The 22,862-nt window shown below is 50.5% G+C and carries 21 protein-coding genes; 10 read left to right on the forward strand and 11 right to left on the reverse strand.

Annotated elements, in window-relative coordinates; genetic code table 11:
- The first annotated feature begins 4 nt into the window (after nucleotides 1–4).
- From EIZ48_RS12930 to idi, 7 genes are all read left to right on the forward strand, one after another.
- Nucleotides 5–433 carry a DUF1249 family protein gene (locus tag EIZ48_RS12930; protein WP_075767074.1) on the forward strand — a complete coding sequence of 143 codons (429 nt, stop codon included), beginning with the start codon at nucleotides 5–7 and terminating at the stop codon, nucleotides 431–433.
- A 30-nt stretch (nucleotides 434–463) separates the two neighbouring features.
- Entirely contained in the window at nucleotides 464–1,291 is an 828-nt protein-coding gene (gene cpdA / locus EIZ48_RS12935; protein ID WP_160651982.1) for a 3',5'-cyclic-AMP phosphodiesterase, read from the forward strand.
- Entirely contained in the window at nucleotides 1,292–1,870 is a 579-nt protein-coding gene (gene yqiA, locus EIZ48_RS12940) for an esterase YqiA (RefSeq protein WP_160651984.1), read from the forward strand. It abuts the gene before it with no gap.
- 142 nt (nucleotides 1,871–2,012) lie between these two features.
- Nucleotides 2,013–3,896 (forward strand): DNA topoisomerase IV subunit B, encoded by a 1,884-nt coding sequence (gene parE, locus EIZ48_RS12945; protein ID WP_160651986.1) that lies wholly within the window; start codon nucleotides 2,013–2,015, stop codon nucleotides 3,894–3,896.
- Nucleotides 3,897–4,000: 104 nt separating this feature from the next.
- Complete coding sequence (gene parC, locus EIZ48_RS12950; protein WP_160651989.1) at nucleotides 4,001–6,265, forward strand: DNA topoisomerase IV subunit A; 2,265 nt, start codon at nucleotides 4,001–4,003, stop codon at nucleotides 6,263–6,265.
- Between the two features lie 151 nt (nucleotides 6,266–6,416).
- Nucleotides 6,417–7,142 carry a 1-acylglycerol-3-phosphate O-acyltransferase gene (locus EIZ48_RS12955; protein WP_075767069.1) on the forward strand — a complete coding sequence of 242 codons (726 nt, stop codon included), beginning with the start codon at nucleotides 6,417–6,419 and terminating at the stop codon, nucleotides 7,140–7,142.
- Nucleotides 7,143–7,245: 103 nt separating this feature from the next.
- Nucleotides 7,246–7,773 carry an isopentenyl-diphosphate Delta-isomerase gene (gene idi / locus EIZ48_RS12960; protein ID WP_160651991.1) on the forward strand — a complete coding sequence of 176 codons (528 nt, stop codon included), beginning with the start codon at nucleotides 7,246–7,248 and terminating at the stop codon, nucleotides 7,771–7,773.
- A gap of 103 nt (nucleotides 7,774–7,876) precedes the next feature.
- Here the strand turns inward: idi and EIZ48_RS12965 are convergent, their stop codons facing one another.
- The 10 genes from EIZ48_RS12965 to EIZ48_RS13010 form a co-directional block, all read right to left on the reverse strand.
- Nucleotides 7,877–8,263 (reverse strand): RidA family protein, encoded by a 387-nt coding sequence (locus tag EIZ48_RS12965; protein WP_075767067.1) that lies wholly within the window; start codon nucleotides 8,261–8,263, stop codon nucleotides 7,877–7,879.
- A gap of 107 nt (nucleotides 8,264–8,370) precedes the next feature.
- On the reverse strand, nucleotides 8,371–8,865 hold the full coding sequence (locus EIZ48_RS12970) for an arginine repressor (protein WP_160651994.1): 495 nt from the start codon (nucleotides 8,863–8,865) through the stop codon (nucleotides 8,371–8,373).
- Between the two features lie 269 nt (nucleotides 8,866–9,134).
- Nucleotides 9,135–10,127: a S1C family serine protease gene (locus EIZ48_RS12975; RefSeq protein WP_160651997.1), complete on the reverse strand. Its 993-nt coding sequence runs from the start codon at nucleotides 10,125–10,127 to the stop codon at nucleotides 9,135–9,137.
- Nucleotides 10,128–10,334: 207 nt separating this feature from the next.
- The gene (gene pyrI, locus EIZ48_RS12980) at nucleotides 10,335–10,799 is read right to left on the reverse strand and encodes an aspartate carbamoyltransferase regulatory subunit (protein ID WP_160652000.1); all 465 of its coding nucleotides are present in this window, start codon (nucleotides 10,797–10,799) and stop codon (nucleotides 10,335–10,337) included.
- 16 nt (nucleotides 10,800–10,815) lie between these two features.
- Nucleotides 10,816–11,745, reverse strand: a complete 930-nt coding sequence (gene pyrB / locus EIZ48_RS12985; RefSeq protein WP_075767063.1) for an aspartate carbamoyltransferase — start codon at nucleotides 11,743–11,745, stop codon at nucleotides 10,816–10,818.
- A gap of 534 nt (nucleotides 11,746–12,279) precedes the next feature.
- Nucleotides 12,280–13,290, reverse strand: a complete 1,011-nt coding sequence (locus EIZ48_RS12990; RefSeq protein ID WP_075767062.1) for an ornithine carbamoyltransferase — start codon at nucleotides 13,288–13,290, stop codon at nucleotides 12,280–12,282.
- A 129-nt stretch (nucleotides 13,291–13,419) separates the two neighbouring features.
- Nucleotides 13,420–14,331, reverse strand: a complete 912-nt coding sequence (gene arcC / locus EIZ48_RS12995; protein WP_160652004.1) for a carbamate kinase — start codon at nucleotides 14,329–14,331, stop codon at nucleotides 13,420–13,422.
- Nucleotides 14,332–14,452: 121 nt separating this feature from the next.
- Nucleotides 14,453–15,673, reverse strand: coding sequence for an arginine deiminase (gene arcA, locus EIZ48_RS13000; RefSeq protein ID WP_160652007.1), 1,221 nt, complete (start codon nucleotides 15,671–15,673; stop codon nucleotides 14,453–14,455).
- A 919-nt stretch (nucleotides 15,674–16,592) separates the two neighbouring features.
- On the reverse strand, nucleotides 16,593–18,038 hold the full coding sequence (locus EIZ48_RS13005; protein ID WP_160652010.1) for a YfcC family protein: 1,446 nt from the start codon (nucleotides 18,036–18,038) through the stop codon (nucleotides 16,593–16,595).
- A 174-nt stretch (nucleotides 18,039–18,212) separates the two neighbouring features.
- Nucleotides 18,213–18,386: a hypothetical protein gene (locus EIZ48_RS13010; RefSeq protein ID WP_160652012.1), complete on the reverse strand. Its 174-nt coding sequence runs from the start codon at nucleotides 18,384–18,386 to the stop codon at nucleotides 18,213–18,215.
- Nucleotides 18,387–18,950: 564 nt separating this feature from the next.
- On the opposite strand from EIZ48_RS13010, the gene rraB reads away from it, so the two are divergent.
- From rraB to EIZ48_RS13025, 3 genes are all read left to right on the forward strand, one after another.
- Nucleotides 18,951–19,349 (forward strand): ribonuclease E inhibitor RraB, encoded by a 399-nt coding sequence (gene rraB / locus EIZ48_RS13015; RefSeq protein ID WP_075767060.1) that lies wholly within the window; start codon nucleotides 18,951–18,953, stop codon nucleotides 19,347–19,349.
- Nucleotides 19,350–19,685: 336 nt separating this feature from the next.
- Nucleotides 19,686–20,837 carry a YjgN family protein gene (locus EIZ48_RS13020; RefSeq protein WP_160652015.1) on the forward strand — a complete coding sequence of 384 codons (1,152 nt, stop codon included), beginning with the start codon at nucleotides 19,686–19,688 and terminating at the stop codon, nucleotides 20,835–20,837.
- Nucleotides 20,834–21,829, forward strand: coding sequence for a M48 family metallopeptidase (locus EIZ48_RS13025; RefSeq protein WP_160652018.1), 996 nt, complete (start codon nucleotides 20,834–20,836; stop codon nucleotides 21,827–21,829). The genes EIZ48_RS13020 and EIZ48_RS13025 overlap by 4 nt, the downstream gene beginning before the upstream one ends.
- Before the next feature lie 71 nt (nucleotides 21,830–21,900).
- Here EIZ48_RS13025 and EIZ48_RS13030 read toward each other — a convergent pair whose 3' ends face one another.
- Nucleotides 21,901–22,806: a bifunctional helix-turn-helix transcriptional regulator/GNAT family N-acetyltransferase gene (locus EIZ48_RS13030; protein WP_160652021.1), complete on the reverse strand. Its 906-nt coding sequence runs from the start codon at nucleotides 22,804–22,806 to the stop codon at nucleotides 21,901–21,903.
- Nucleotides 22,807–22,862 lie beyond the last annotated feature (56 nt).

Here is a 22,862-nt window from a genome sequence, read left to right on the forward strand (position 1 = left end):
CCGATTGAATAAAAGATATACCGTTGATTTTGCAGGAATCATGCGTTTGTATGAAACCAACTATGCGAAGCTGCTCCCATTACTGCCAAAAACAGACACGGTGGGAGACGAATGCGTATATAAGGTTTTCGAGCACGAGTACCAGTTGCGAATCACGGAGTCGACCCGCTATACCACAGTGATCGAGCTGTGGCAGCGTGCTGACGGGGAGCTTCCGGATTATCTGATCCCCCGACTGACAGTGCGGTTATACCACGATGCCAGAGTGGCAGAAGTGTGTTCCGCTCAGCAGATTTCTCGGCTTAAGCCGAGGTATGATTACCCAAATTTGCGGATGCACCAGAAAGATGAAAAGCATCAAGTGAACCGCTTTTTGGGTGACTGGCTGGCCTATTGCCTGAAAAATGGGATCAGCAAACAATCGGTTTGTTAACAGTATTAGATAAACAAGGTTTTTGACGTTTTGCAGATGTATTCTCTGCCTCAGACGAACCCAGACAGTGTGGTTCTCCTCCAAATTACCGATACCCATCTATTTGCCAATGAGGCAGGTAGCCTGCTGGGTGTCGCGACCAAGGACAGCTTTCATGCCGTAATGGATGCTGTTGATGCGGCTGCGCGTCCGTTTGATGCTGTGGTTGCAACCGGTGATATCTCTCAGGACCATAGCGAACGGTCTTACCAGCGTTTCAGCGACGGTATCTCGCGTTGGTCGCAGCCCTGTTTCTGGCTGCCGGGCAATCATGACTATCAGCCGAGCATGTCCTCGGTATTGCCGTCTCCGCAAATCAAGCCTTGCCAGCAGGTACTGGCTGGCGAGCACTGGCAGGTGATCCTGTTAGACAGCCAGGTTCAGGGTGTCCCGCACGGAGAGCTGAGCGATGCGCAGCTAGCGATGCTGGATGAGGCGCTGGCATCCCAGCCTCAGCGTCATGCACTGGTATTGTTGCACCACCACCCGCTGGAGGCTGGCAGTGCCTGGCTGGATCAGCATAAATTGCATAATGCCGATGCATTCTGGCTGGTTGTGGACAAATACCCGCAGCAGGTAAAGGCTGTATTGTGCGGCCATATTCATCAGGAGCTGGATCGCCTCTACCACGGGGTACGGGTACTGGCGACACCGTCGACCTGTATTCAGTTTCAGCCTGATTCCAACGATTTTGCGCTGGACAAGCTTAATCCTGGCTGGCGCTACCTTGAACTTATGGCCGATGGCCGGGTGGTAACCTCGGTTTCCCGGTTGCAGGGCGAGTGTTTTGCCCCCCAGTTCGATGCAGGCGGCTACTAGATGAAACCGCTATTGCTTTATATCCATGGCTTTAATAGCTCTCCGAAATCACTGAAGGCGACGGAGATGGCGGAGTATTGTCGTCAGCACCGTCCGGATATTCGTGTAGAGATCCCGCAAATGCCGTGCTATCCGGCCGAGGCAGCAAGTTTCATTGATGATCTTGTTTGCTCACTGCGGCAGGATCACCAGATTGGGTTAGTCGGCAGCTCCCTGGGGGGCTACATTTCAACCTGGCTCAATCATCGCTACCAACTCCCGGCCGTAGTCGTTAATCCTGCCGTCAAGCCGTATGAGTTACTGGTAGACTACCTGGGGGAACAGGAAAATCCCTATACTGGCGAGCGTTACCTGCTTGAGGCCAGGCATATGGAAGAGCTAAAGCAGATGGATGTGCCGGAAATAACGACACCAGAGCTGTTTTGGCTGATGCAGCAAGAAGGTGATGAAGTTCTCGATTACCGTCAGGCCGTGGCTAAATATGCTGCCTGCAAGCAAACCGTGGAGCCTGAAGGCGATCACAGTTTTATCGGTTTTGACCGTTTCCCCGCTGAAATCATTAAGTTTTTAGGGCTCTAAACCGTTGCCAGGCGGGTAATCGCCGAGTGACGGGTGATGGAGCCGGACTCACAATTGTGGGCATTATCCTCGACCTCAGCTTGACAACCGGGCTGGGGTTACTGACTATTGTGGCAAAAATTTTCTCGTAAACTTCCGTAATATGACAGATCAAAGCTATAACGCTGGAGCCATTGAGGTTCTCAATGGCCTTGAGCCAGTACGCCGCCGTCCCGGCATGTACACCGATACGGTCAGGCCTAACCACCTCGGTCAAGAGGTTATCGATAACAGTGTCGATGAAGCATTGGCCGGCCATGCCCGCAAAGTTGAAGTCATCCTCCATGCGGATCAGTCCCTAGAGGTCATTGATGACGGCCGTGGTATGCCGGTGGACATCCACCCGGAAGAAGGGGTATCAGGCGTTGAGCTGATCCTCTGTAAGCTGCATGCCGGTGGCAAGTTCTCCGGCAAGAACTACCAGTTCTCCGGTGGTTTGCACGGGGTTGGTATTTCGGTGGTGAATGCCCTGTCGACACGTGTCGAAGTAACCGTGAAGCGTGATGGTCAGATGTACCAAATTGCGTTCGAAAACGGCGACAAGGTATCCGAGCTAGAGGTGATAGGTACTTGCGGCCGTCGTGCCAAGGGAACACGGGTACATTTCTGGCCGAACGCGACATATTTTGATAGCCCGAAATTCTCGGTATCCCGCTTAAAAAGCAATTTAAAAGCCAAAGCGGTCTTATGCCCGGGGCTTGAGATCGTCTTTACGGATAAGAACACCGATGAAACCCTGCGCTGGTGCTATGAAGATGGCTTGAAGGACTATCTTGCCGAAGGCGTTAAGGGCTACACCTTACTTCCGGAAGAGCCGTTTACCGGAGTGTTTAGCGGCCAGACTGAAGCGGCTGACTGGGCATTGCTGTGGCTGCCGGAAGGCGGCGAGCTGATCACCGAAAGTTACGTTAACCTGATCCCGACAGCGCAGGGTGGTACCCATGTCAACGGCCTGCGCCAAGGCCTGCTGGATGCGATGCGAGAATTCTGTGAGTTCCGTAATATGCTGCCACGCGGTGTCAAGCTGACGGCAGATGATATCTGGGAGCGTTGTGCCTACGTACTGTCAGTGAAAATGCAGGATCCGCAGTTTGCCGGCCAGACCAAAGAGCGTCTGTCCTCGCGTCAGTGCGCGGCGTTTGTTTCCGGGGTGGTGAAAGATGCCTTCAGCCTGTGGCTGAACGAGCGTCCTCAGCTGGCCGAGCAGCTGGCTGAGGTGTGTATTGCCAACGCCCATCGCCGTATGCGTGCCAGCAAGAAAGTGGTTCGTAAGAAAATTGCTTCCGGACCTGCCTTACCGGGCAAGTTGGCAGACTGTTCGCAGCAGGATCTAAACCGTACTGAACTGTTTTTGGTGGAAGGGGATTCGGCGGGTGGATCGGCCAAGCAGGCTCGTGACCGGATGTTCCAGGCGATTATGCCGTTGCGTGGTAAGATCCTGAATACCTGGGAAGTCTCGGCCGATCAGGTACTGGCCTCACAAGAGGTCCATGATATTTCTGTCGCGCTGGGTATTGACCCTGACAGTGATGATCTGAGCGGACTGCGCTACGGTAAAATCTGCGTCCTCGCGGATGCGGACTCCGATGGTTTGCACATTGCAACCCTGCTGTGTGCGCTGTTTATGAAGCACTTCGAGGCACTGGTGCGTGCAGGCCATGTCTATATTGCCATGCCACCGCTATACCGGATTGACCTGGCCAAAGAAGTTTACTACGCACTGGATGAGGCCGAAAAAGATGGCATTATCGAGCGCCTGAGCAGCAAGCGAGGCAAGATCAATGTCCAGCGATTCAAAGGTCTGGGTGAGATGAACCCGCTTCAGCTGCGTGAAACCACCATGGATCCGAATACCCGCCGTCTGGTTCAGCTAACCATTGATGATGATCAGCAGACCAATGAAATGATGGACATGCTGCTGGGCAAGAAACGGGCGGAAGACCGTCGTTACTGGCTGCAGGACAAAGGCGATATGGCAGAGGTGTAAGCCTCGTTATTTAGGCCGTAAAGCCCTGACCTTCTCAAAATATGATGGCTACTGCCTGCTGATGGCGGGCGGTAGCAAAGAATGATTGAACGGAATACCCAACGATGACTGATGTCTCAATGGACGGCGTTGAACAGCTCCCGCTGAGGAAGTTTACCGAAGACGCTTATCTCAATTACTCCATGTACGTAATCATGGATCGTGCCCTGCCGTTTATTGGTGATGGCCTGAAACCTGTACAGCGCCGTATTATCTACGCAATGTCAGAGCTTGGCCTGTCAGCGACGGCGAAATACAAGAAGTCGGCCCGTACTGTCGGTGACGTACTGGGTAAGTACCACCCTCATGGTGATTCAGCCTGTTACGAAGCCATGGTACTGATGGCGCAGCCGTTCTCCTACCGCTACCCGCTGGTGGACGGGCAGGGGAACTGGGGTGCCCCGGATGATCCGAAATCGTTCGCGGCCATGCGTTATACCGAATCGCGCCTGTCACGTTTCTCCGAGGTACTACTCGGTGAACTGGGGCAGGGAACGGCCGACTGGGTACCGAACTTCGACGGTACAATGAAAGAGCCGAAGATGCTGCCGGCCCGCTTGCCGCATATCCTGTTGAACGGGGTAACCGGTATCGCCGTTGGTATGGCGACGGATATCCCGCCGCATAATGCCCGTGAGGTGGCCAATGCGGCCGTGCATCTGATCGAGAACCCGAAAGCCGATCTGGATGAACTGATGACGATTGTCCAGGGGCCTGACTATCCGACAGAAGCCGAGATCATCACGCCTAAGAGCGATCTGAAGAAAGTTTATCGTACCGGTCGCGGCAGCATTAAGATGCGTGCCGTCTGGCACAAGGAAAACGGTGATATCGTGATCACGGCATTGCCGCATCAGGTTTCCGGCTCGAAGCTGCTTGAGCAGATTGCCGCACAAATGCGGGCCAAGAAGCTGCCGATGGTCGATGATCTGCGTGATGAATCCGATCACGAGAACCCGACCCGTATCGTGATTGTTCCGCGTTCAAACCGTATTGACTGCGAACAGCTGATGAATCACCTGTTTGCTTCTACGGATCTGGAGAAGAGCTTCAGGGTTAACCTCAATATGCTGGGCCTTGACGGGCGTCCGCAGGTGAAGGGGCTGGTTCAGATTGTCACCGAGTGGCTGGCGTTTCGTCGTGACACGGTTCGCCGTCGTCTCCAGTTCCGTTTGGATAAAGTGATTGCCCGCCTGCATATCCTTGAGGGTTTGCTGGCTGCGTATCTCAACATTGACGAGGTGATTGAGATCATCCGTACCGAGGATGATCCGAAAGCCGAGCTGATGTCACGCTTTGACTTAAGCGCTATTCAGGCTGATGCGATTCTGGAAATTAAGCTGCGCCAGTTGGCGAAGCTGGAAGAAATCAAGATCCGCGGCGAGCAGGACGAGCTATCGAAAGAGCGTGAGAAGCTCGAAAAGCTGCTGGGATCAGAGCGTCGTCTCAATACCCTGATTAAGAAAGAGCTGCTGGCCGATGCCGAGAAATACGGCGATGATCGTCGCTCGCCGCTGGTTGAACGTGCCGAGGCCAAGGCGCTGACCGAGCGCGATCTGGTGCCAAGCGAAGCCATCACGGTGGTACTGTCGGAGAAAGGCTGGATCCGTCATGCCAAGGGCCATGAGGTGGATCCGACCTCGCTGAGCTATAAATCCGGTGACGGCTATCTGGCCCATGCCCGCGGCAAGAGTAACCTGCCGGCGATTTTCCTCGGTACGGACGGTCGCAGCTATGCGCTGGAGTCCCATAGCCTGCCATCGGCGCGAAGCCAGGGCGAGCCGATTACCGGTCGTCTTAACCTGACACCGGGCTCGAGTATGCGCCAGGTGATGATGGCGGACGATGATCAGCTATGGCTGATGGGATCGGACGCCGGTTACGGCTTTATCTGCAAGACAACCGATATGGTCTCGAAGAACAAGAGTGGCAAGGCGCTGTTGACGGTTCCCGAGAATGCCGAGGTGATGGCCCCTCAGCCGATTAATGATATTGACAGTGACGAAATCCTGGCCATTACCAATGAAGGACGGATGTTGCTGTTCCCGATCAAAGATTTGCCGCAGTTAGGTAAAGGCAAAGGGAATAAGATCATCAATATTCCGGCGGCTCGCTCCAAGGCCCGGGAAGAGTTTCTTTCCCAGCTTATTGTTCTGCCAGCGAGCGGACATGTCACGATTTATGCGGGTAAGCGTAAGCTTGGGCTGAAGCCGTCGGATCTCGATAATTTCCGCGGTGAGCGTGGTCGACGGGGCTCATTGCTTCCACGGGGACTGCAACGTGTGACCCGGATGGAAGTCGAACACCCTGACGCGCCGGCTGGCGAATAACAGCCACCGTTGTCATTGATACCAAAAGCCCTCAAAATTGAGGGCTTTTTTCATAATATTGAAGCCATAGACAATAATTTGTGTACTTAGAGGGTGTAATTTCCCGTTGCCTGAGTATACTAGCGAACGCTTGTACGCTGAGGAGAGTTCCATGATATTTTTATTGCGCATGGTCGCTGTCGCAATTTTTGCAGTTGTCATGTTTGTATTTGGCTGTGGCTACTGTTTGCTGAGCCCGCGCAACCCGAAAAATGTTCATAATGTGGGTCGCCATTTTTGTAAAATGGCCCGGATCTTTGGGATTAAACTGGAACTCCGCTATGCCGAAGGGGCCGACGATGTCGGTGCCAGCATTTATATTGCCAACCACCAGAACAACTATGACTTGTTCACGGTATCTGGTGCCATTATGCCCCGTACCGTTACCGTCGGTAAGAAAAGTCTTGTCTGGATGCCGTTATTTGGTCAGCTGTACTGGCTGACGGGCAATATCCTGATTGACCGTGCGAACCGCAGTCGGGCTGCCGGGACAATCAGCCAGATTGTCGAGAAAATTAAGCAGCTTCAGGTATCTGTATGGATGTTTCCGGAAGGAACCCGTTCACGTGGCCGTGGCCTGCTGCCGTTCAAGACCGGTGCGTTTCATGCCGCCATTGGCGCCGGCGTACCTGTTGTGCCTATTGTCTGCAGCTCAACTGAACATGTAAACATGAATCGCTGGGATAACGGCGTGGTGATTGTTGAGGTAATGCCGCCAGTCGTGACTGAAGGGTATACCAAAGAAGATGTTCGCCAGTTATCTAACCAGTGTCGTACAATCATGGAAAATAAACTGGCTGAGCTCAATGCCGAAGCCGTTCAGCGTTCGGCAAAATAGAAATGGCATAATATAGCCTCTGTAGTACAGAACTGGATAATACTAAGGACATGCCTGGCGTGTCCTTTTTGCTTTTATAGATATAGATATAGATGTAGATATCATGATCGAAGAACAGGTTGTTTTAGTGGATCCTCAAGGCCGGGAGCTGGGACTACAGGAAAAAATGCAGGCCCACCGGGACGGTGCACTGCACCTGGCCTTTTCCGTGTTGCTGTACCGGAAAACCGATAATGGCAGGGAGTTTCTGATGCAGCAGCGGGCGCTGGGCAAGTACCACAGTGGCGGTTTGTGGACCAATACCTGTTGTTCTCACCCGCGTCAGGGAGAATCGATGGAGCAGGCCGGTATACGCCGCCTTGGCGAAGAGATGGGAATTTCCGGTGTAAGCCAGCTTGAAGATATTGCGACGTTTCTCTATCGTGCCGAGCTGGATAACCAGCTGGTTGAGCACGAGCTGGACCATATCCTGGTGGCTTGTGTCTCCGAGTTGGGGATTGAGCCAAATAGCAGCGAGGTGATGGGTTACCGTTGGTGGCCGCAGGCCGAGCTGGAACAGGCGGTTGATTCTGAACCTGAGCAGTTTACGGCCTGGTTCCCGCAGGTTTTGGCGCGGACACTGGTTCGCTGAGGGTTTCTTCAGCAAGCGCACTTCTTCTGCCTGTGTAACGGGTATAAAAAAAGCTGTCGTCAGACAGCTTTTTTGCATCAATGCCTTTTAGTCGCCAATGCCGTTACTTACGTACCGCGATAGCTTCGATTTCAATTTTCACATCTTTTGGCAGACGTGCTACTTCAACACATGAACGCGCAGGATAAGGGGCGTTGTGTTCGTCAAAGAACTTGCCGTACACTTCATTGACGGTGGCGAAATCATTCAAATCTTTTACAAAAACCGTCATCTTGACAATATCCGCAACTTTCAGGCCGGAAGATTCAACAACAGCTTTGACATTGTCCAGTGACTGACGTGCCTGCTCGGCAATATCCTCAGACACTTCGCCTGTAACCGGGTTTACAGGGATCTGACCTGAAGTCAGAATCATGTTGCCTAGGTCAACACCTTGTACATAAGGGCCGATAGCTGCTGGAGCCTGATCTGTGTGTAGTACTTGAGTCATTGATTGTCCTTACTAAGTCATTCAGAACCTATGTTTAGGGCACTAGTTTGCAGCCCAAAACAATTTAGGTCAAAGTATTTCCTGTTACTTGTAGCACGTAAGTAAGGTTAAGCCGGGATCCCTAATCGTGCTTTTACCACACGCTCGCATTGTTCAATGCGGTTAATGTCCTTCGGCGCAACCATTACCGTATCATTTCCACCCACGGTTCCCAGGATCTCGGCATGAGGCTGGATATCAATCAGGCGGGCAACAAGCTGCGCGCCGCCGGGATGGGTCTTGACCACGACCACGAGCTGGTTGTGGGTAATGAATTCGATCTGCGAGGAAATGGATGAACCAACCTGCACCGGCTCATTTTCAACCGTTAGGCAATAGACCTTTTTGCCGTAGGCATTGGGTACCTTGGCAACGCCGAGTCGTGAGAGCAGACGGGAAACCGTCGACTGACTGACATCATCATATCCCATATCAATCAAACGCTGGCGAATGTCGTCCTGGGTCGAAAAGCTTTGCTGCTGGAGCAGACGCTTGCAGGCTGTAGTGATGTTCTCATCAGATGAAAGTGCATCAATCGCGCCGTGTACATCGGATACATTCACGGGCAACTCCTTTGTTATTCTATAGGGTATTAAGATCGTATCTCTCTGTATTGCCCGCCTTGTTCCGACAAGGAAGTGCGTACTTCGGCAGCCATCTGCACGATGGTCTTCGGGGCAGGCATAACGCAAGTTATAATATAGCCATTGCATAATCTTGCATAAGCATCATAACAATAATGTGATTATGTTTTATTGACCCTAATCACCAAAATAAAAAGCCGATTTTTTCTGCTATATGACGAATTTTATTCCGCCATATGCGGCACCCGTTACGGATTTTGAGGAACTTTTTTCTGTGGCTGTGAGGTTAGCTGGGGGCCGGCTTCCGGAGCGCCCCTGAGCCCGGAAAGTGCCTCGGCACTGTTATCCGGGGCCGTCCTTTGGGCCGGCGGCTGGAAGGTCGAGGAAATGGGCGTCCGGTAGGTTTCGAACGGTGACGAGCTCGCGGCAGCCGTATTGATTTCGCTATCGACAGGCGTTAACTGCCTGATATCTGTTTCCTGGAGCCCGTCCGGTGTGTCAGTCACGCTGGCAATGTCGATGACAGGACGGTTGGGACGATTGAGGTCGGTGACATATTGGGATACCTGAATAGAGGCAAGCGCCGGACTGGCCGAGGCGGTAGCAATACCCAGTGCATCAAGCCAGTCGAAAATAAGGGTGGCAGGGACAAACTGGCTGTAGCGGACGGCGGGACGCAGGTTGCGCAGATCTTCTGGGTTATGGACGATAGCAACCGTGATCCCGGCAATCTCGCCGTCGGGGTTAAAGACCGGGCCTCCGCTCATTCCCGACATCACAGGGGCATCACTGAGCGAGTAGAGGCAATCGGTATTGGTGTCGATGACATCCTGGAGGTACTTGCCGTCCCCTTTGATACTGTTGCCGACTAGCGAATGCCCGTGGTGGGACACGGGCTGGTCCGGATAGATCAGCCCCCAGGTCGGAATACGGTCTGATGAACGGCGGATCAGGGCGAGATCGCAATAGGGGTGATGAATGACACCGAAGTCCCAGGACAACCGGGCAACATGTTTGGCGGTGATCATATACTCGTCGTTGACCGGAACGGCAGAGCCAAAACCGCCGAGCAGGAGCGGGATCCCAATCATGACCATCTGGTTGGCCTGGCTGCCCGGCGCCTGGCTGATCGGGCCATTGCTCATGATACAGCCTGACATCAAAGCAAGCGCCAGCACACCTCCACTAAGCCTGGAGAATAGAGAATTGGAATGCAAACCAAAATCTACAACACACTTCATGCCGCTGCCCTTTGAAAGTCGATGAATCCGGCAGTGGCATCGATAGAGATCGATAAAAGGAGTAGCCCTGTCGGTTTTTAGTTGTGATTTTTCAAAGGTAGAGGCATTAGTGGGGGCCGAACGCTCTAGAAGTGAGAATAAAAAAACCGGCTCAGGGGTGAGCCGGTATTCTTAGTCTTGATGCAGGAAAAGTCGTTTCTGAGGCAGTTAGTTATGCTCGGTAACGATTTCGCGTGAGAAGACTTTCTCACAATATTTACACTTCAGCTGTACATCGTCTTTCTTGGTTAGAACGCTGAAGCTGCTGTCGACTGGCTCGCCATGGGTAATGCAGTTGGTGTTCGGGCATTTGAATATAGCGTTGATTTGCTCGGGCAGCGACAGAGTCAGTTTCTTAACAACTTCATAGTTTTCGATCTGGTTGACTGTCGCCTTAGGGGCATACAGTGCCAGCTGGTTGGCCTGATCTTCGCTGATGAACGTGTTTTCAATCTTAATCAGATCCTTGGCGCCCAGTGCCGATGATGGCAGGTTCAGGCCGACGGTAACGCGTTGGTTGGTTTTGTGCATCTTGAACAGTTTTAGCACCTTGATCCCTACATTCGCCGGAATGTGGTCGATAACAGAACCGTTCTTAATTGCTTCAACCTGTAGTTGAGTTTCCTTAGTCATAGCTGTCATCTCCTGCTTAAAGTTCTTCGTTTAGTACAAGGGCTAGTAGGGCTTCACGTGCATACACACCATTTTCTGCCTGCTGGAAGTAATAGGCATGCTTGGTCTTGTCGACATCGACAGTGATTTCATCGACACGTGGCAGTGGGTGCAGTACCTTCAGGTTGTCACGGGCTTCGGCCAGCATGTCTGCCGTCAGGATATAGGCGGCTTTCATGTGGGCATACTCAGACTCGTCAAAGCGCTCTTTCTGGACACGTGTCATATACAGGACATCCAGCTGAGGGATCACCTCTTCCATGCTGGTATGCAGGCTGTAGTTGATACCGGCGTCGTCCAGCTCTTCGCAGATGTAGTCAGGCATCGCCAGAATTTCAGGTGCGATGAAGAAGAAGTTGATGTTGTTGAATTTAGACAGTGCCTGCGTGAGCGAGTGAACGGTTCGGCCGTATTTCAAGTCGCCGACAAACGCTACATTCAGGTTATCCAAATGGCCCTGTGTCTCGAAGATACTGAATAAATCCAGCAGTGTCTGGGTTGGGTGCTGGTTGGCACCGTCACCGCCGTTGACTACCGGTACACCGTTAGAGAATTCAGACGCCAGACGAGCCGCGCCTTCCTGAGGGTGGCGCATAACAAATGCGTCGACATATGATGAGATAACCTGTACCGAGTCCGCCAGGGTTTCGCCTTTTTTCGCCAGTGACGTGTTGCCGCCATTGTCAAAGCCGATCACTGTGCCTCCCAGGCGCTGAACGGCAGTTTCAAACGACAGGCGGGTACGTGTTGAAGGCTCGAAGAAGCAGCTTGCCACTACCTTGTTCTTAAGTAGTGTCGGATTTGGCTCTGCTTTTAGTTTTCCAGCAGTTTCAACAATAAGTTCAAGTTCACTTCGGTTTAGTTCCGGAATGGAGATGATGTGCTTTTGAAACAACGAGTTCGCCATGGCTTCTCTTCCCTATGATAGATAACTGATGAATATATCTAAACTTTCTCTGGTGCCCTTTCATCCAATGTATTCATCGAATGAAGCTGCTGCCAGAGATCTGTTTAAATTTGTCTGCTCTCACGCAAAAAACAGACAAAAAAAAGCCCCCTAAATAAAGGAGGCTTTTTTTAAAAAATTGAAAAAACAGAAAAACGAGACCAGTGCCGATTTTCGGCGGTAGTGCGTCAAGTTGTGCTTAACTGGCTGGTTCATTTTCCGACTCTGTTCTGACAAATTGCGAAGGATTATACGCCCATTTTTTGTGAGCGCAAGCGTTTGCGTAAAGTATTCATTTTGTGGGATTTTATGCAGATATTACGCTGCTGAACCGGTGCGATAAATTCGGAATAACCCGCTGAAAAGGAAGGGCTTTATGAGGCGGTCTATCAGTAAGGAAATGAAGAAAAATGCAAATGCCGCCCCGAGGGACGGCATTAATTATAAGAGCTTTAAGGTTTTCTACGTCGAATCTTTAAAACTCAAGAGAGCCGATTACTGACCCAGGGTTGCCACCATTACTGCTTTGATGGTGTGCATGCGGTTTTCAGCTTCGTCGAATACGATAGAGTGCTTAGACTCAACCACTTCGTCAGTTACTTCCACACCGTTAGCCAGTACTGGGTATTCTTTCGCTAGCTCTTTACCAACTGTTGTATCTTCGCCATGGAAAGCAGGTAGGCAGTGCATGAATTTCACATGTGGGTTGCCTGTTGCTTTAAGCATGTCCATGTTGACCTGGTAAGGAAGCATTAGGTTGATACGCTCAGCCCACGCTTCTTTCGCTTCACCCATTGATACCCAAACATCAGTGTATAGGAAGTCACAACCTTGAACGCCTTCTTGTACGTCTTCAGTCATGGTGATTTTCGCACCTGTTTCTTCAGCGATTTCTAGGCACTGAGCGACTAGCTCTTCTTCAGGCCAGAAGGCTTTTGGTGCAACCAGGCGGATGTCCATGCCCATTTTCGCAGCGCCAACCATTAGTGAGTTACCCATGTTGTTGCGAGCATCACCCAGGTAAGCGAAAGTCATTTCGTGTAGCTGCTTGCCACGACCATGCTCTTGCATAGTCAGGAAGTCAGCCAGGATTTGAGTTGGGTGGAATTCGTCTGTCAGGCCGTTCCATACTGGAACACCTGCGTAAGCACCTAGCTCTTCAACGATTTCCTGACCGAAACCACGGTATTCGATGCCGTCATACATGCGACCAAGAACACGCGCAGTATCTTTCATAGATTCTTTGTGGCCAATTTGAGAGCCTGATGGGCCTAGGTAAGAAACTTTAGCGCCCTGGTCGTAGGCTGCTACTTCGAACGCACAGCGAGTACGAGTAGATGTTTTCTCGAAGATCAGTGCAATGTTCTTACCTGTTAGGCGTGGCTGCTCGTAACCGTTGTACTTGGCTTTTTTCAGCTCAGCTGATAGCTCTAGCATGTGCTGAATTTCACGAGGAGTGAAGTCTAGTAGTTTAAGGAAGTTACGGTTGCGAAGATTAAAAGCCATGATGTTTTCCTCTTAAGAATCTGTATCTCTCTGGCCAGCTGACACTGCCTTTGGTTATGTTTGGCAGTGTGCCAGCCTGTATTATGTATTGTTTATCGTATTATGATGCTTTTGTGAATAACTATTCTGTTATTCTGCAACAATATTTGTTCCAGCTTCACCTTTCAGGATGCGTAGACCCGCTTCCAGTGAGCCGATACCAACCAATTTGCCGCCTTGCTTGATGAACTCGCAAGAGGCATCAATTTTTGGTCCCATAGAGCCTGCGTCAAAGGCGTATTGTGATAGCTCACGTGGTGTCGTGCTGCGCAGGGCTTTCTGGGTTGGTTTGCCCCAGTCAAGGAACACAGCGTCAGCATCAGTCAGGATTAGCAGTGCGTCGGCATTAAGTTGCTTGGCCAGGAACGCTGCTGACATGTCTTTGTCGATAACCGCTTCGACACCAACCAGCTTGCCGTCTTCTTTCTTCACTGGGATACCGCCGCCACCAGTACAGATCACCAGGTGTTGCTGTTTGATCAGTGCTGCAATCGCTTCGTCTTCGATAATACCGGTAGGCTGTGGGCTTGGTACAACACGGCGGAAGTACTGGCCGTCCGGCTTCACTGTCCAGTGGTATTTTTCAGCCAGTTCACGCGCTTCAGCTTCTTGGTAAACAGGACCGATAGGTTTTGTTGGGTCAGCAAATGCCGGATCGTTTGGATCCACGCTCATTTGCGTAAGCATGCAGGATACGTGCTGCTCAGGAAGCAGGTTTTTCAGTTCTTGCATTAGGATGTAGCCGATCATGCCTTGGGTTTCTGAACCCAGTACATCCAGTGGGTATGGATTTACTTTCTTGTATTCCAGACCTTGTAGTGCCAGTAGGCCAACTTGCGGGCCGTTTCCGTGTACCAGCACGACGTTATATTCTTCCGCGATTTCCGCGATGGTTTTTGCTGCCGTAGCAATGTTCTGGCGCTGGATATCTGCTTCTAGTGGCTCGCCGCGACGTAGTAGGGCGTTACCACCAAGTGCAACAACAACAGTTTGCTTGGTCATGGGATCGTCTCTCTTGGTTTTGTGCTTTGTTGGCCGGTATTCATTGGTACCGGCCATATTATTTTCGCTTAGCGTTTTCGCTCAGCCCCCGAGCTATGTTGCTCAGGATTTATCGTTCGGCTTAGATACCGTCACGTTCGATTGGGCAGCTCATGCAGCGTGCGCCACCACGGCCGCGGCCTAGCTCGTCACCTGGGATTGGAAGAACGGTGATACCGGCTTTGTCGTACTTCTCGTTGGTGAAGACGTTACGCTCGTAGCCAATAACCACGCCTGGTTTCACAGTCAGTACGTTGTTCGCATCGTTCCACTGCTCACGTTCAGCTTCGAAGCTGTCGCCACCTGTGGTGATAAGGTTAAGTTGACCCACACCCAGTGCTTTTTCGATAGCAGTTACGAAGTAGCCTTCTTCTTTCACGCTGACTGCGCCAGATTCGTCACCTGTCAGGCTCCAGCACTGTACGTCTTTACGCACAACTTCTGGGTAAACAGAGAAGGTATCTTCACGCATATGCGTCATTACTGTATCCAGGTGCATGCAAGAGCGGTGCTTAGGTAGCTGCATGGCGATAACTTGCTTCGCTTCGCCGTGCTTGAACAGGCTAGAAGCTAGCTGCTCAACACCTTGTGGGGTGGTGCGCTCGGACATGCCGATAAGTACCGCGCCTTTACCGATAACCAGTACGTCGCCGCCTTCGATAGTCGAGTTGTCGTACATTTTCTCTTCGTCACCGAAGTACTTAATGAAGTCTTGGCCTGCGAAGGTTGGGTGCCAGCGGTAGATTGCACGAACGTGGTTTGTTTCACGTTGGCGAGCAGGTTTAGCCATTGGGTTGATAGACACGCCGCCGTATACCCAGCAAGATGTATCGCGAGTAAATAGGTGGTTTGGCAATGGTTCAATGATGAAGTCTGTAGGCTCGTGCATACCTTGCATCATTGAAGATGATTTGATTGGAAGCTCTGAGTAGCTTAGGCCGCCAAGTAGAATAGAAGCTAGTTCTTGGTTAGGAAGGTCAGCCAGGAAGCAGCGAACATCGTTGGCGAAAGCCGGACCGAAACGGTAATCAGAGATTTGAGTACCTAGTAGCCAGTCTTTTGCTTCTGGTACCGCAAGTGTTTCAGCCAGCATGTCACGAAGCAGGAAGACTTCAACACCTTGCTCGCGAAGCGTATTGGCAAATACGTCATGCTCTTCACCGGCACGCTCAACAGCCAATACATCATCAAACAATAACTCATGGCAGTTTGAAGGCGTTAGGTGAGTTAACGCACGCTCTGGACGATGAAGAAGTACGCGACGTAATTGACCTACTTCAGAACCTACATAGAACTTACTCATGATCGTATCTCTCTATTTTTATGCCAGTGTAATATCACCGGCTTATTTGTTTTTTGGCGATGGTAATTAAATTGACTATTTAATCCATCGCGTCGTTTCTGTAATTAATTCTACTCTTTCGTTAATTACAGTCTTAGACCTTTGTCACACTTTAATTATTAATAGGGCAACTTAACTGCCCAGTTTTATTAACATAATTCATGCATTTGTAGCTTCTTTTCAAGGTTGGGTTTTTATGTGTTCTTTGTGGGTTATGCATGGGTTTTGATTGTATATCTGTTTGTTTTTAATTGATTTTTGTTTTTGGTTGGGAAGTTTATGCAGTTTCTTTTCATCGGGGTGATATGTAGAAATACCGATCTTATGCACTTAATATGGTTGTCTATCTAAAATAATCGTGTTTGTTACTGTTGCGGTAACAAATATTTTTCCTTTTATTTTTAAAAATGTCTGTTTTGTAGTTTTCATACAGGTTGGTATTAATTGCATTTATTAAGTTTTAGTGACGATTTAGTGCTTTTTCAGGAAGGCGTTTTTCTCGTTTTTTTATGTTTCGTAAAACGTTTTTATTTCAGGTTTTATTTTTATCTCTGATAACCAATTATTTTTTTTTGATAATTTAAATGAATAAATCAAATATACCCAAGCTACCTTAAGATGCGGGGTTCACTGTGAGACCAGCAAGATCAATTCAAGGAAAATGACGGTAGGAATAGCTATGCCCTTTCAACGCTATATCCGGTGCTATGAGCCCAATTTGGGCGCTTTTCTGGCCGTCATGCTTTTTGTTTGGGGGGGGAGGGGGAAAGGCCTGACAAGCTTACCATGTATGAGAAGGCAACAGGCAGTCGGCAATCGCCAATAAAAAAACCGCCCGAAGGCGGTTTTCGTCGAGATAGTAAGGATGCCGAGAGGCAAATTACATCATTGCACCAACACTGAGCATTGTCATGATAAGGACCGTCAAAATACCTAGCAGTGGCGCCACCCATTTCACCCAGCGTACGTAAGGGACGCGAGCGATAGCCAGACCACCCATAACAACCGCTGATGTTGGTGTCATGAGGTTCACAATACCGGATGCAGACTGGTAGGCGGTTACTACCAAGTCACGGCTTACACCAGCAAAGTCAGCAAGCGGAGCCATGATAGGCATCGTCAGTACAGCCAGGCCTGAAGATGAAGGTACTAGGAAAGACAGTAAGATTTCTAACCAGTACATCACGTTGATGAACACGATAGAAGACAGACCTGTAACCGCATGCTCTGCTGTGTTCAGGATGGTATCGGTGATCATACCGCGGTCCATGATTACCACGATACCACGTGCGATACCGATGATCAGTGCTACACCCAGTAGGTCACGGGCACCGTCGATAAAGCTGGATGTTAGCTCTTCTTCGCTCATACGAGCAATCAGGCCGATGATGATAGTGGATGCCAGGAACATACCTGAGATTTCAGCCATCCACCAACCTGCAACTGCAACGCCGTAGATCATGATACCGAAAGATGCGGCGAAGATAGCAAGGATGATTTTACGTGTAGTCGTGAACTCCAACATTTCGCCTGACTGGTTGCCAAGGAAGTGTGCTTTGTTTTCTTCGTACTTATCGTATACAAGGGACTTGCTCTGGTCAGCGCGTACCATTTTTGCGTAACGCATGACGTAGGCAACACAGATTAGCCAACCGACTACTAACATTGCGACACGCAGCATGATGCCGTCAGTGAACGGGATACCGGCTGCGTTTGCGGCGATAACTGTTGCGAATGGGTTAATCGTTGAGCCCAGGGTACCGATACCCGCACCGAGAAGAACGGTTGCTGCTGCGACAACTGGGTCGAAGCGCGCTGCCATCATCACAGGTACCAGCAGGGTGTAGAAAGGCAGTGATTCTTCTGCCATCCCGTAAATCGTACCGCCTGCGGCAAAAAGTGCCATCAGGATCGGTATCATCATTTCTTCACGGCCTTTCAGTCGTGCTGTTACCCGCTCGATACCGGCGTCGATTGCACCGGTTTTGGTAACGAGGCCAAGGAAGCCACCAATGACGAGGATGAATAGCGAAACATCAATCGCTGCAGCTTCGTACGAGTTATGGTCGTAGAAACCATCAATCGGTGCCAGCAGTACATCAACAACACCTTGAGGGTTATTATCTACGGCTTGGTAAGTACCGGTGACCGGAACTTCTTTGCCTAGCTCTTCGTTCATCACGCGGTCATACTGACCGGCTGGAACGATCCAGGTCATCAGTGCCACAAGGGCGATCAGGCCAAATAGAATGGTATAGGCCGAAGGGAATTTAAAGTTGGCAAAGAAGCCACCTTTTTCTTCTTTGTTTACGGTTTGCGTCGTCATTGTCGTCTCCTTGCCTTTATGGCTGTTGCCAGCACAAAGGGTCATTCTGTGTGCCAAACTTTTGCTTGGCATGACGGTGCTCCCTGAACAAGCTGTTCAGTGAAAAGTGGTATCAGCGGTTTGTGCAGTTAGCTATCGATAACAGTTGCTGACTGCGCTTTGATCATCCGTGCCCTACAGGGTTTGCTGGCAGGATGTCGTCGCTAAAGAGTGGTATGGATTTGGCGTCAGGAAGTCGCTTCCCGTATCTGGCCTGTGGCGGTGATGGGCCGTCAGCATTTCGCTCTGGCTGGTATCACCGTTTGCCAAGGTCTGATAGGTGAGCGCTCCTCTGAGGCGGCGTTGCAAGGTGCGCCGTCGGCGCCCTGGCTCGGAGCCGGGATAGAACTTACTCATGATCGTATCTCTCGTATTTTATTCGCTCTACAGTCTTGTGCTGCGAGTCTGTTTTCTTGTTTTGCGAGATGATTTTATGCTTCCCGGCTGGGTTTAACTTTGGTTTCGTTCACATTTTTAGGGGGTGATTATGCAGCAACAGAATCATCAAATTCGGTAATGAGGGTATTTTTCGCCAATAAATGGGTGAATATGCTTATAGGCATTAAAAGCATGGAAGATGTTTATGCATAAGGCAGCCCGGCTTGACTTAACAAGCCTATAAATAATGGTCTCTAAGCGCGGTTTTGGCCTCTGCTCGTTGTTTTGTTATGCGCTTTTATCTATATAAAGTCGCATTTGTTTCATTCAGTGAAGGCGCATAAATGGGAATATTATGCAGTTTCTGTCGCGGTTAGCGAATGAGCAGAATCGACGCTTAGTTTGATAAATATCAATTTTTATTAGCAGCATGGTATTTGTGCGCGATCCATGCGATATTTGCGTGAAATTTTATTCCACAGCTGGAGTTACCCCATGTCTTACGCAGAACTGATTGAAGAGCAGAAAGAAGAAACCCGCGATATTATTGCGGCATTGATGGAAGACGGCAGCGATCCTGATTCTCTGTATTCTATTGAACATCATTTTTCTGCCGATACCTTTGAGGAACTAGAAGGTGCCGCGGTGGAAGCCTTTAAGATGGGTTTTGAAGTACTAGAGGCCGAAGAACTGGAACTGGCTCCGGAAGACGGCGGCGGCAAGGTGGTATGCTTTGATGCGGTTATGGAGTCTGCGCTGAAGGCAGAACTGATTGATGAGCAGGCAGAAAAGCTGATCAAGTTGGCTGAAAAGCACAATATCGATTATGACGGCTGGGGCACATACTTTGAGTCGGGTGAAGACGACGAGGAAGAGATCGAAGGCGAAGAGTAAGCCTTGCCTTGTCCAAGAGAAAGCTGGCAGTGGCCAGCTTTTTTTGTGCCCTTTTCACCGCATTGCCTTGTTTTCCATTCCCATCTCTCTGCCCCTGCCCACCTTTTAACCACAGTTTACTGATTGTCTTTATGGTGTATTTCTGCCGAGAAGAGCTTGCCCGTAATTGAGAAATAAGTCACTAATATGATATGTGTTTATGGTATATCTGTTGCTTATTGTTGTGGTAGTCTTTGTTGCTCTTAGCTTGCCTAAGTGAATGTATTCATTGCTGATACAGCATCTTGTTGGACAGGTTATATCGTCAATAAATTAAAAAAATAATGGAACTAAAGAATGGAAAATCAGGTTAGGTTTTACGGCCGGGGACGTGAGTTCTTCGGCATCTGGATTGTTAACCTTCTGCTCAGTATTGTGACTCTCGGGATTTACTCTGCCTGGGCGAAGGTCAGAACCAAGAAATACTTTTACGGAAATACCGATTTGGCGGGGGACAGGTTTGACTACCATGCCAAGCCGATGCAAATCCTGAAAGGGCGCATTGTCGCCATGTTGTGTGTGATTGCCTGGTTGGTGTCGAATAGTTTCTTTCCGGTGTTTTCACTTGTCTTATTTCTGGCGTTTATGCTGGTCATGCCATGGCTGGTGCGTGGTAATACGCGTTTTGATGCCAGGGTGACAAGCTACCGCAATGTTCATTTTGATTTTGCCGGGACGCTGAAAGGCGCCTATGGTGTTTTCCTCGGCTGGCCTATCCTTTGTTATCTGTTGATTGGTCTGTGTTTCTACTTTACTGGCTCGGTAGGGATAAATTATCCGATAGGTGGTGTGGTGCTGGGATTGTTGACCTTTGTTCTGGGTTTTGTGCTCTATGCATGGCTCGCGGCACAGGTCGCATCCTATTTCATGAATGGCTATCGCTATGGTGACAGGGCGTTTAGCGGGGAGGTGGATCTTAAGGTCTATATCAAAACCTACTTGTTAGGTGGCCTGCTAGGGATAGGGATCAGCGTGATCTGGTTGATCCTGGGGGCCGTCTTCGGAGGTGCTTCTGTACTGGCTGAGTTAGGTGCCGTCGGTCAGATTAGCGATCAGGGCCCATCTATCGGGATGATTATCATTATGATGGCGACGTATGCCGGTATGGTTCTGACGATGCTTGTTGTGATGGGCTTTGTACAAGCTAGATTGCGTAACTATTTGTTTGGACAAATTACATCTGATGGTGAGCCGGAATATGGTTTGGGCTCCCGAATGACAACCTGGGGATTGGTGTCATTGATGGTGACTAACTTTCTGCTGACTGTTGTGACATTGGGTTTTGCCCGCCCATGGGTGAAAGTCAGAACGGCCCGTTATGTCGCTGATGTGACTGTTGTTAATGGCGACCTGGATAAACTGGTTGTCGAAGGCAACGATGCTGACACGGACTCTGCAGTGGCTGACGAGGTTGCCAATGCCTTTGATCTGAATATAGGTATCGGATGATCGTTCGTGGCATTTGTCATCCCCCGCGAAGCTCGGAAAAGCGTGACGCCAGTGTGCAGCTGTTACCTTCTGGTCAGCTGCAACTGGTGACTGAACTGGGGCTGCAAGAGTGGTCATTGGCTGAACTTGAGATCAGTAAGCCATTGGGAAATTTGCCTATAAAGGTTGTTTTTCCCGATGGCATGCAGTTCATTGCAGACGACTCACGTTCGTTAGAGCGTATGCTGGGGGCGGGTAGGTCATCGAGATTGCACCGGGTTGAACGAAATATCCCCATGATAGCAGCCAGCCTGGCAGCGATGCTGGTGGTGTTTGCATTGATGTTTACCCACGGGATGCCTTGGCTAACCGGCGCCTTGGTCCGGGTGATGCCGGTGCAGGTGCCGCAGCTTGTCGGGGAACATGTACTGGCAACGCTGGATGAGCATATGCTGGAACCCAGTACGCTCACGCTGAGCCGGCAAACTGCTATCAGTGAGCGTTTCACCCGGATGAGTGCCAACCTACCGCCGCTACCCGTACAACCCAAGCTGGTTTTTCGCCGTTGGGGAAATGGGCCTAATGCGATGGCACTCAGTGATGGTTCGGTTATCGTCTTTGATGATTTGGTTGAACTGGCCGAGACTTCAGAGCAACTCGACAGTATTTTATTGCATGAGCTAGGGCATATTCAGCACCAGCATGTGATGAAGTCTCTGGTGCGCTCTACGCTTCTTTCTGCTGCTGTTGCAGTCGTGACCGGGGAAAGTACAGGTCTGATAGACACGTTCAGCGGTATTGGCGTGTTTCTGGTGACTCAGGGCTATTCGCGCACTGCGGAAGAAGAAGCTGATGAGTATGCCGCCGAGCAGATGGTGCGCCTATATGGCTCGGTCGTTCCGATGCGGCAGATGTTTGAGCTGCTTAATAAGACAGCGGGCAGTGGCGAGCTGCCGGAGTGGCTCAGTACCCACCCTGAGTTGGAGTCACGGATAGAAGGGTTGTCGCAATAAGGCGCTATCAACGAAGTATCTCTTGAACTCGTTACCTCAAAGCTGGCTTTCGCCAGCTTTTTTTATTGTGCTTAGAACGTCTTCAACATCCGTACCTCACAGGCATCATGACCGGTGTTGCCCATTGGGTGGGAGATGCTGACAAAACCGAGAGACTGGTAGAGTGCGATGGCCTCGGTGAGATTGGCAGTCGTTTCGAGGTAGCAGCCCTGGTAGCCCTGCTCGCGTGCAAATCTGAGGGCTGTGACCGCCAGTTTGCGAGCCAGCCCCCGGCCTCTTAGTTCGGGGAGAAAATACATTTTCTGCAGCTCGCAAATATTTTCTTCTCCTGCCAGTGGAGCAACTCCGCCGCCACCTAAAATGCGGTTATTGTGCTCAATCACCCAATATCGGCTGCCGTCATGCTGATACACCTCGCTCATGGTGTCCAGGGTTGGGTCGGCAACACCATAGCCTTTATCTGCTGTCAGGCCGTACTCTGCCGAGACGCGGCGGATCACCGCGGCCACTGCCGCGTTGTCGAGCGGGTTGAGTTGCCGGATCTCATACCCTTCCTGTCGGGAGGCGGCCTGCATGGATTTGGTGTATCGCTTTAGGCTGGCTCCGAGCTGGTCGATCTCATCGGTATCCATCTGATCCAGCCAGTTATCGACCTGTATGTTGAGTTGCTGGTGGAGAGCGGTGAGTTTATCTCTGCCTGTGGTTGTGAGTTCAAAGATCTGGCTGCGTTTATCGAGTGGGTTGGGTACAGATTGCACCAGTCCCTGATTGAGCAAGATTGCCAAGGTGCGGCTGGCATTGGACTTATCGACATTGAGACGGTGGGCCATTTCATTAACCGTGGCAGCACTGTGCTCAAGTTCGATAAGCGTGTGAGCCTGAACCGGTGTGAGAGCCATGCTGCCACAGTGATTGTCGAGCATGCCGAGCTGGCGGACCAGTTGGCGAGAAAGTTGTCTTAATGTTTTGGCATTCATGTGGCTGAACCTATATTGTTGCGATATACAACTATATTTAATTGCGATACGCAACA

The sequence above is a fragment of the Photobacterium alginatilyticum genome (assembly GCF_009910675.1).
Classification (GTDB): Bacteria; Pseudomonadota; Gammaproteobacteria; order Enterobacterales; family Vibrionaceae; genus Photobacterium; species Photobacterium alginatilyticum.

What these genes read in the sequence shown, in the direction of transcription:
- EIZ48_RS12965 (WP_075767067.1), bottom strand. Translation starts at nt 8,263, where the DNA reads ATGACTCAAGTACTACACACAGATCAGGCTCCAGCAGCTATCGGCCCT.
- parC (WP_160651989.1), top strand. Translation starts at nt 4,001, where the DNA reads ATGACTGATGTCTCAATGGACGGCGTTGAACAGCTCCCGCTGAGGAAG.
- pyrB (WP_075767063.1), bottom strand. Translation starts at nt 11,745, where the DNA reads ATGGCGAACTCGTTGTTTCAAAAGCACATCATCTCCATTCCGGAACTA.
- EIZ48_RS12975 (WP_160651997.1), bottom strand. Translation starts at nt 10,127, where the DNA reads ATGAAGTGTGTTGTAGATTTTGGTTTGCATTCCAATTCTCTATTCTCC.
- EIZ48_RS13030 (WP_160652021.1), bottom strand. Translation starts at nt 22,806, where the DNA reads ATGAATGCCAAAACATTAAGACAACTTTCTCGCCAACTGGTCCGCCAG.
- EIZ48_RS13025 (WP_160652018.1), top strand. Translation starts at nt 20,834, where the DNA reads ATGATCGTTCGTGGCATTTGTCATCCCCCGCGAAGCTCGGAAAAGCGT.
- idi (WP_160651991.1), top strand. Translation starts at nt 7,246, where the DNA reads ATGATCGAAGAACAGGTTGTTTTAGTGGATCCTCAAGGCCGGGAGCTG.
- parE (WP_160651986.1), top strand. Translation starts at nt 2,013, where the DNA reads ATGACAGATCAAAGCTATAACGCTGGAGCCATTGAGGTTCTCAATGGC.
- rraB (WP_075767060.1), top strand. Translation starts at nt 18,951, where the DNA reads ATGTCTTACGCAGAACTGATTGAAGAGCAGAAAGAAGAAACCCGCGAT.
- pyrI (WP_160652000.1), bottom strand. Translation starts at nt 10,799, where the DNA reads ATGACTAAGGAAACTCAACTACAGGTTGAAGCAATTAAGAACGGTTCT.
- EIZ48_RS13005 (WP_160652010.1), bottom strand. Translation starts at nt 18,038, where the DNA reads ATGACGACGCAAACCGTAAACAAAGAAGAAAAAGGTGGCTTCTTTGCC.
- arcA (WP_160652007.1), bottom strand. Translation starts at nt 15,673, where the DNA reads ATGAGTAAGTTCTATGTAGGTTCTGAAGTAGGTCAATTACGTCGCGTA.
- EIZ48_RS12990 (WP_075767062.1), bottom strand. Translation starts at nt 13,290, where the DNA reads ATGGCTTTTAATCTTCGCAACCGTAACTTCCTTAAACTACTAGACTTC.
- yqiA (WP_160651984.1), top strand. Translation starts at nt 1,292, where the DNA reads ATGAAACCGCTATTGCTTTATATCCATGGCTTTAATAGCTCTCCGAAA.
- EIZ48_RS13020 (WP_160652015.1), top strand. Translation starts at nt 19,686, where the DNA reads ATGGAAAATCAGGTTAGGTTTTACGGCCGGGGACGTGAGTTCTTCGGC.
- arcC (WP_160652004.1), bottom strand. Translation starts at nt 14,331, where the DNA reads ATGACCAAGCAAACTGTTGTTGTTGCACTTGGTGGTAACGCCCTACTA.
- EIZ48_RS12955 (WP_075767069.1), top strand. Translation starts at nt 6,417, where the DNA reads ATGATATTTTTATTGCGCATGGTCGCTGTCGCAATTTTTGCAGTTGTC.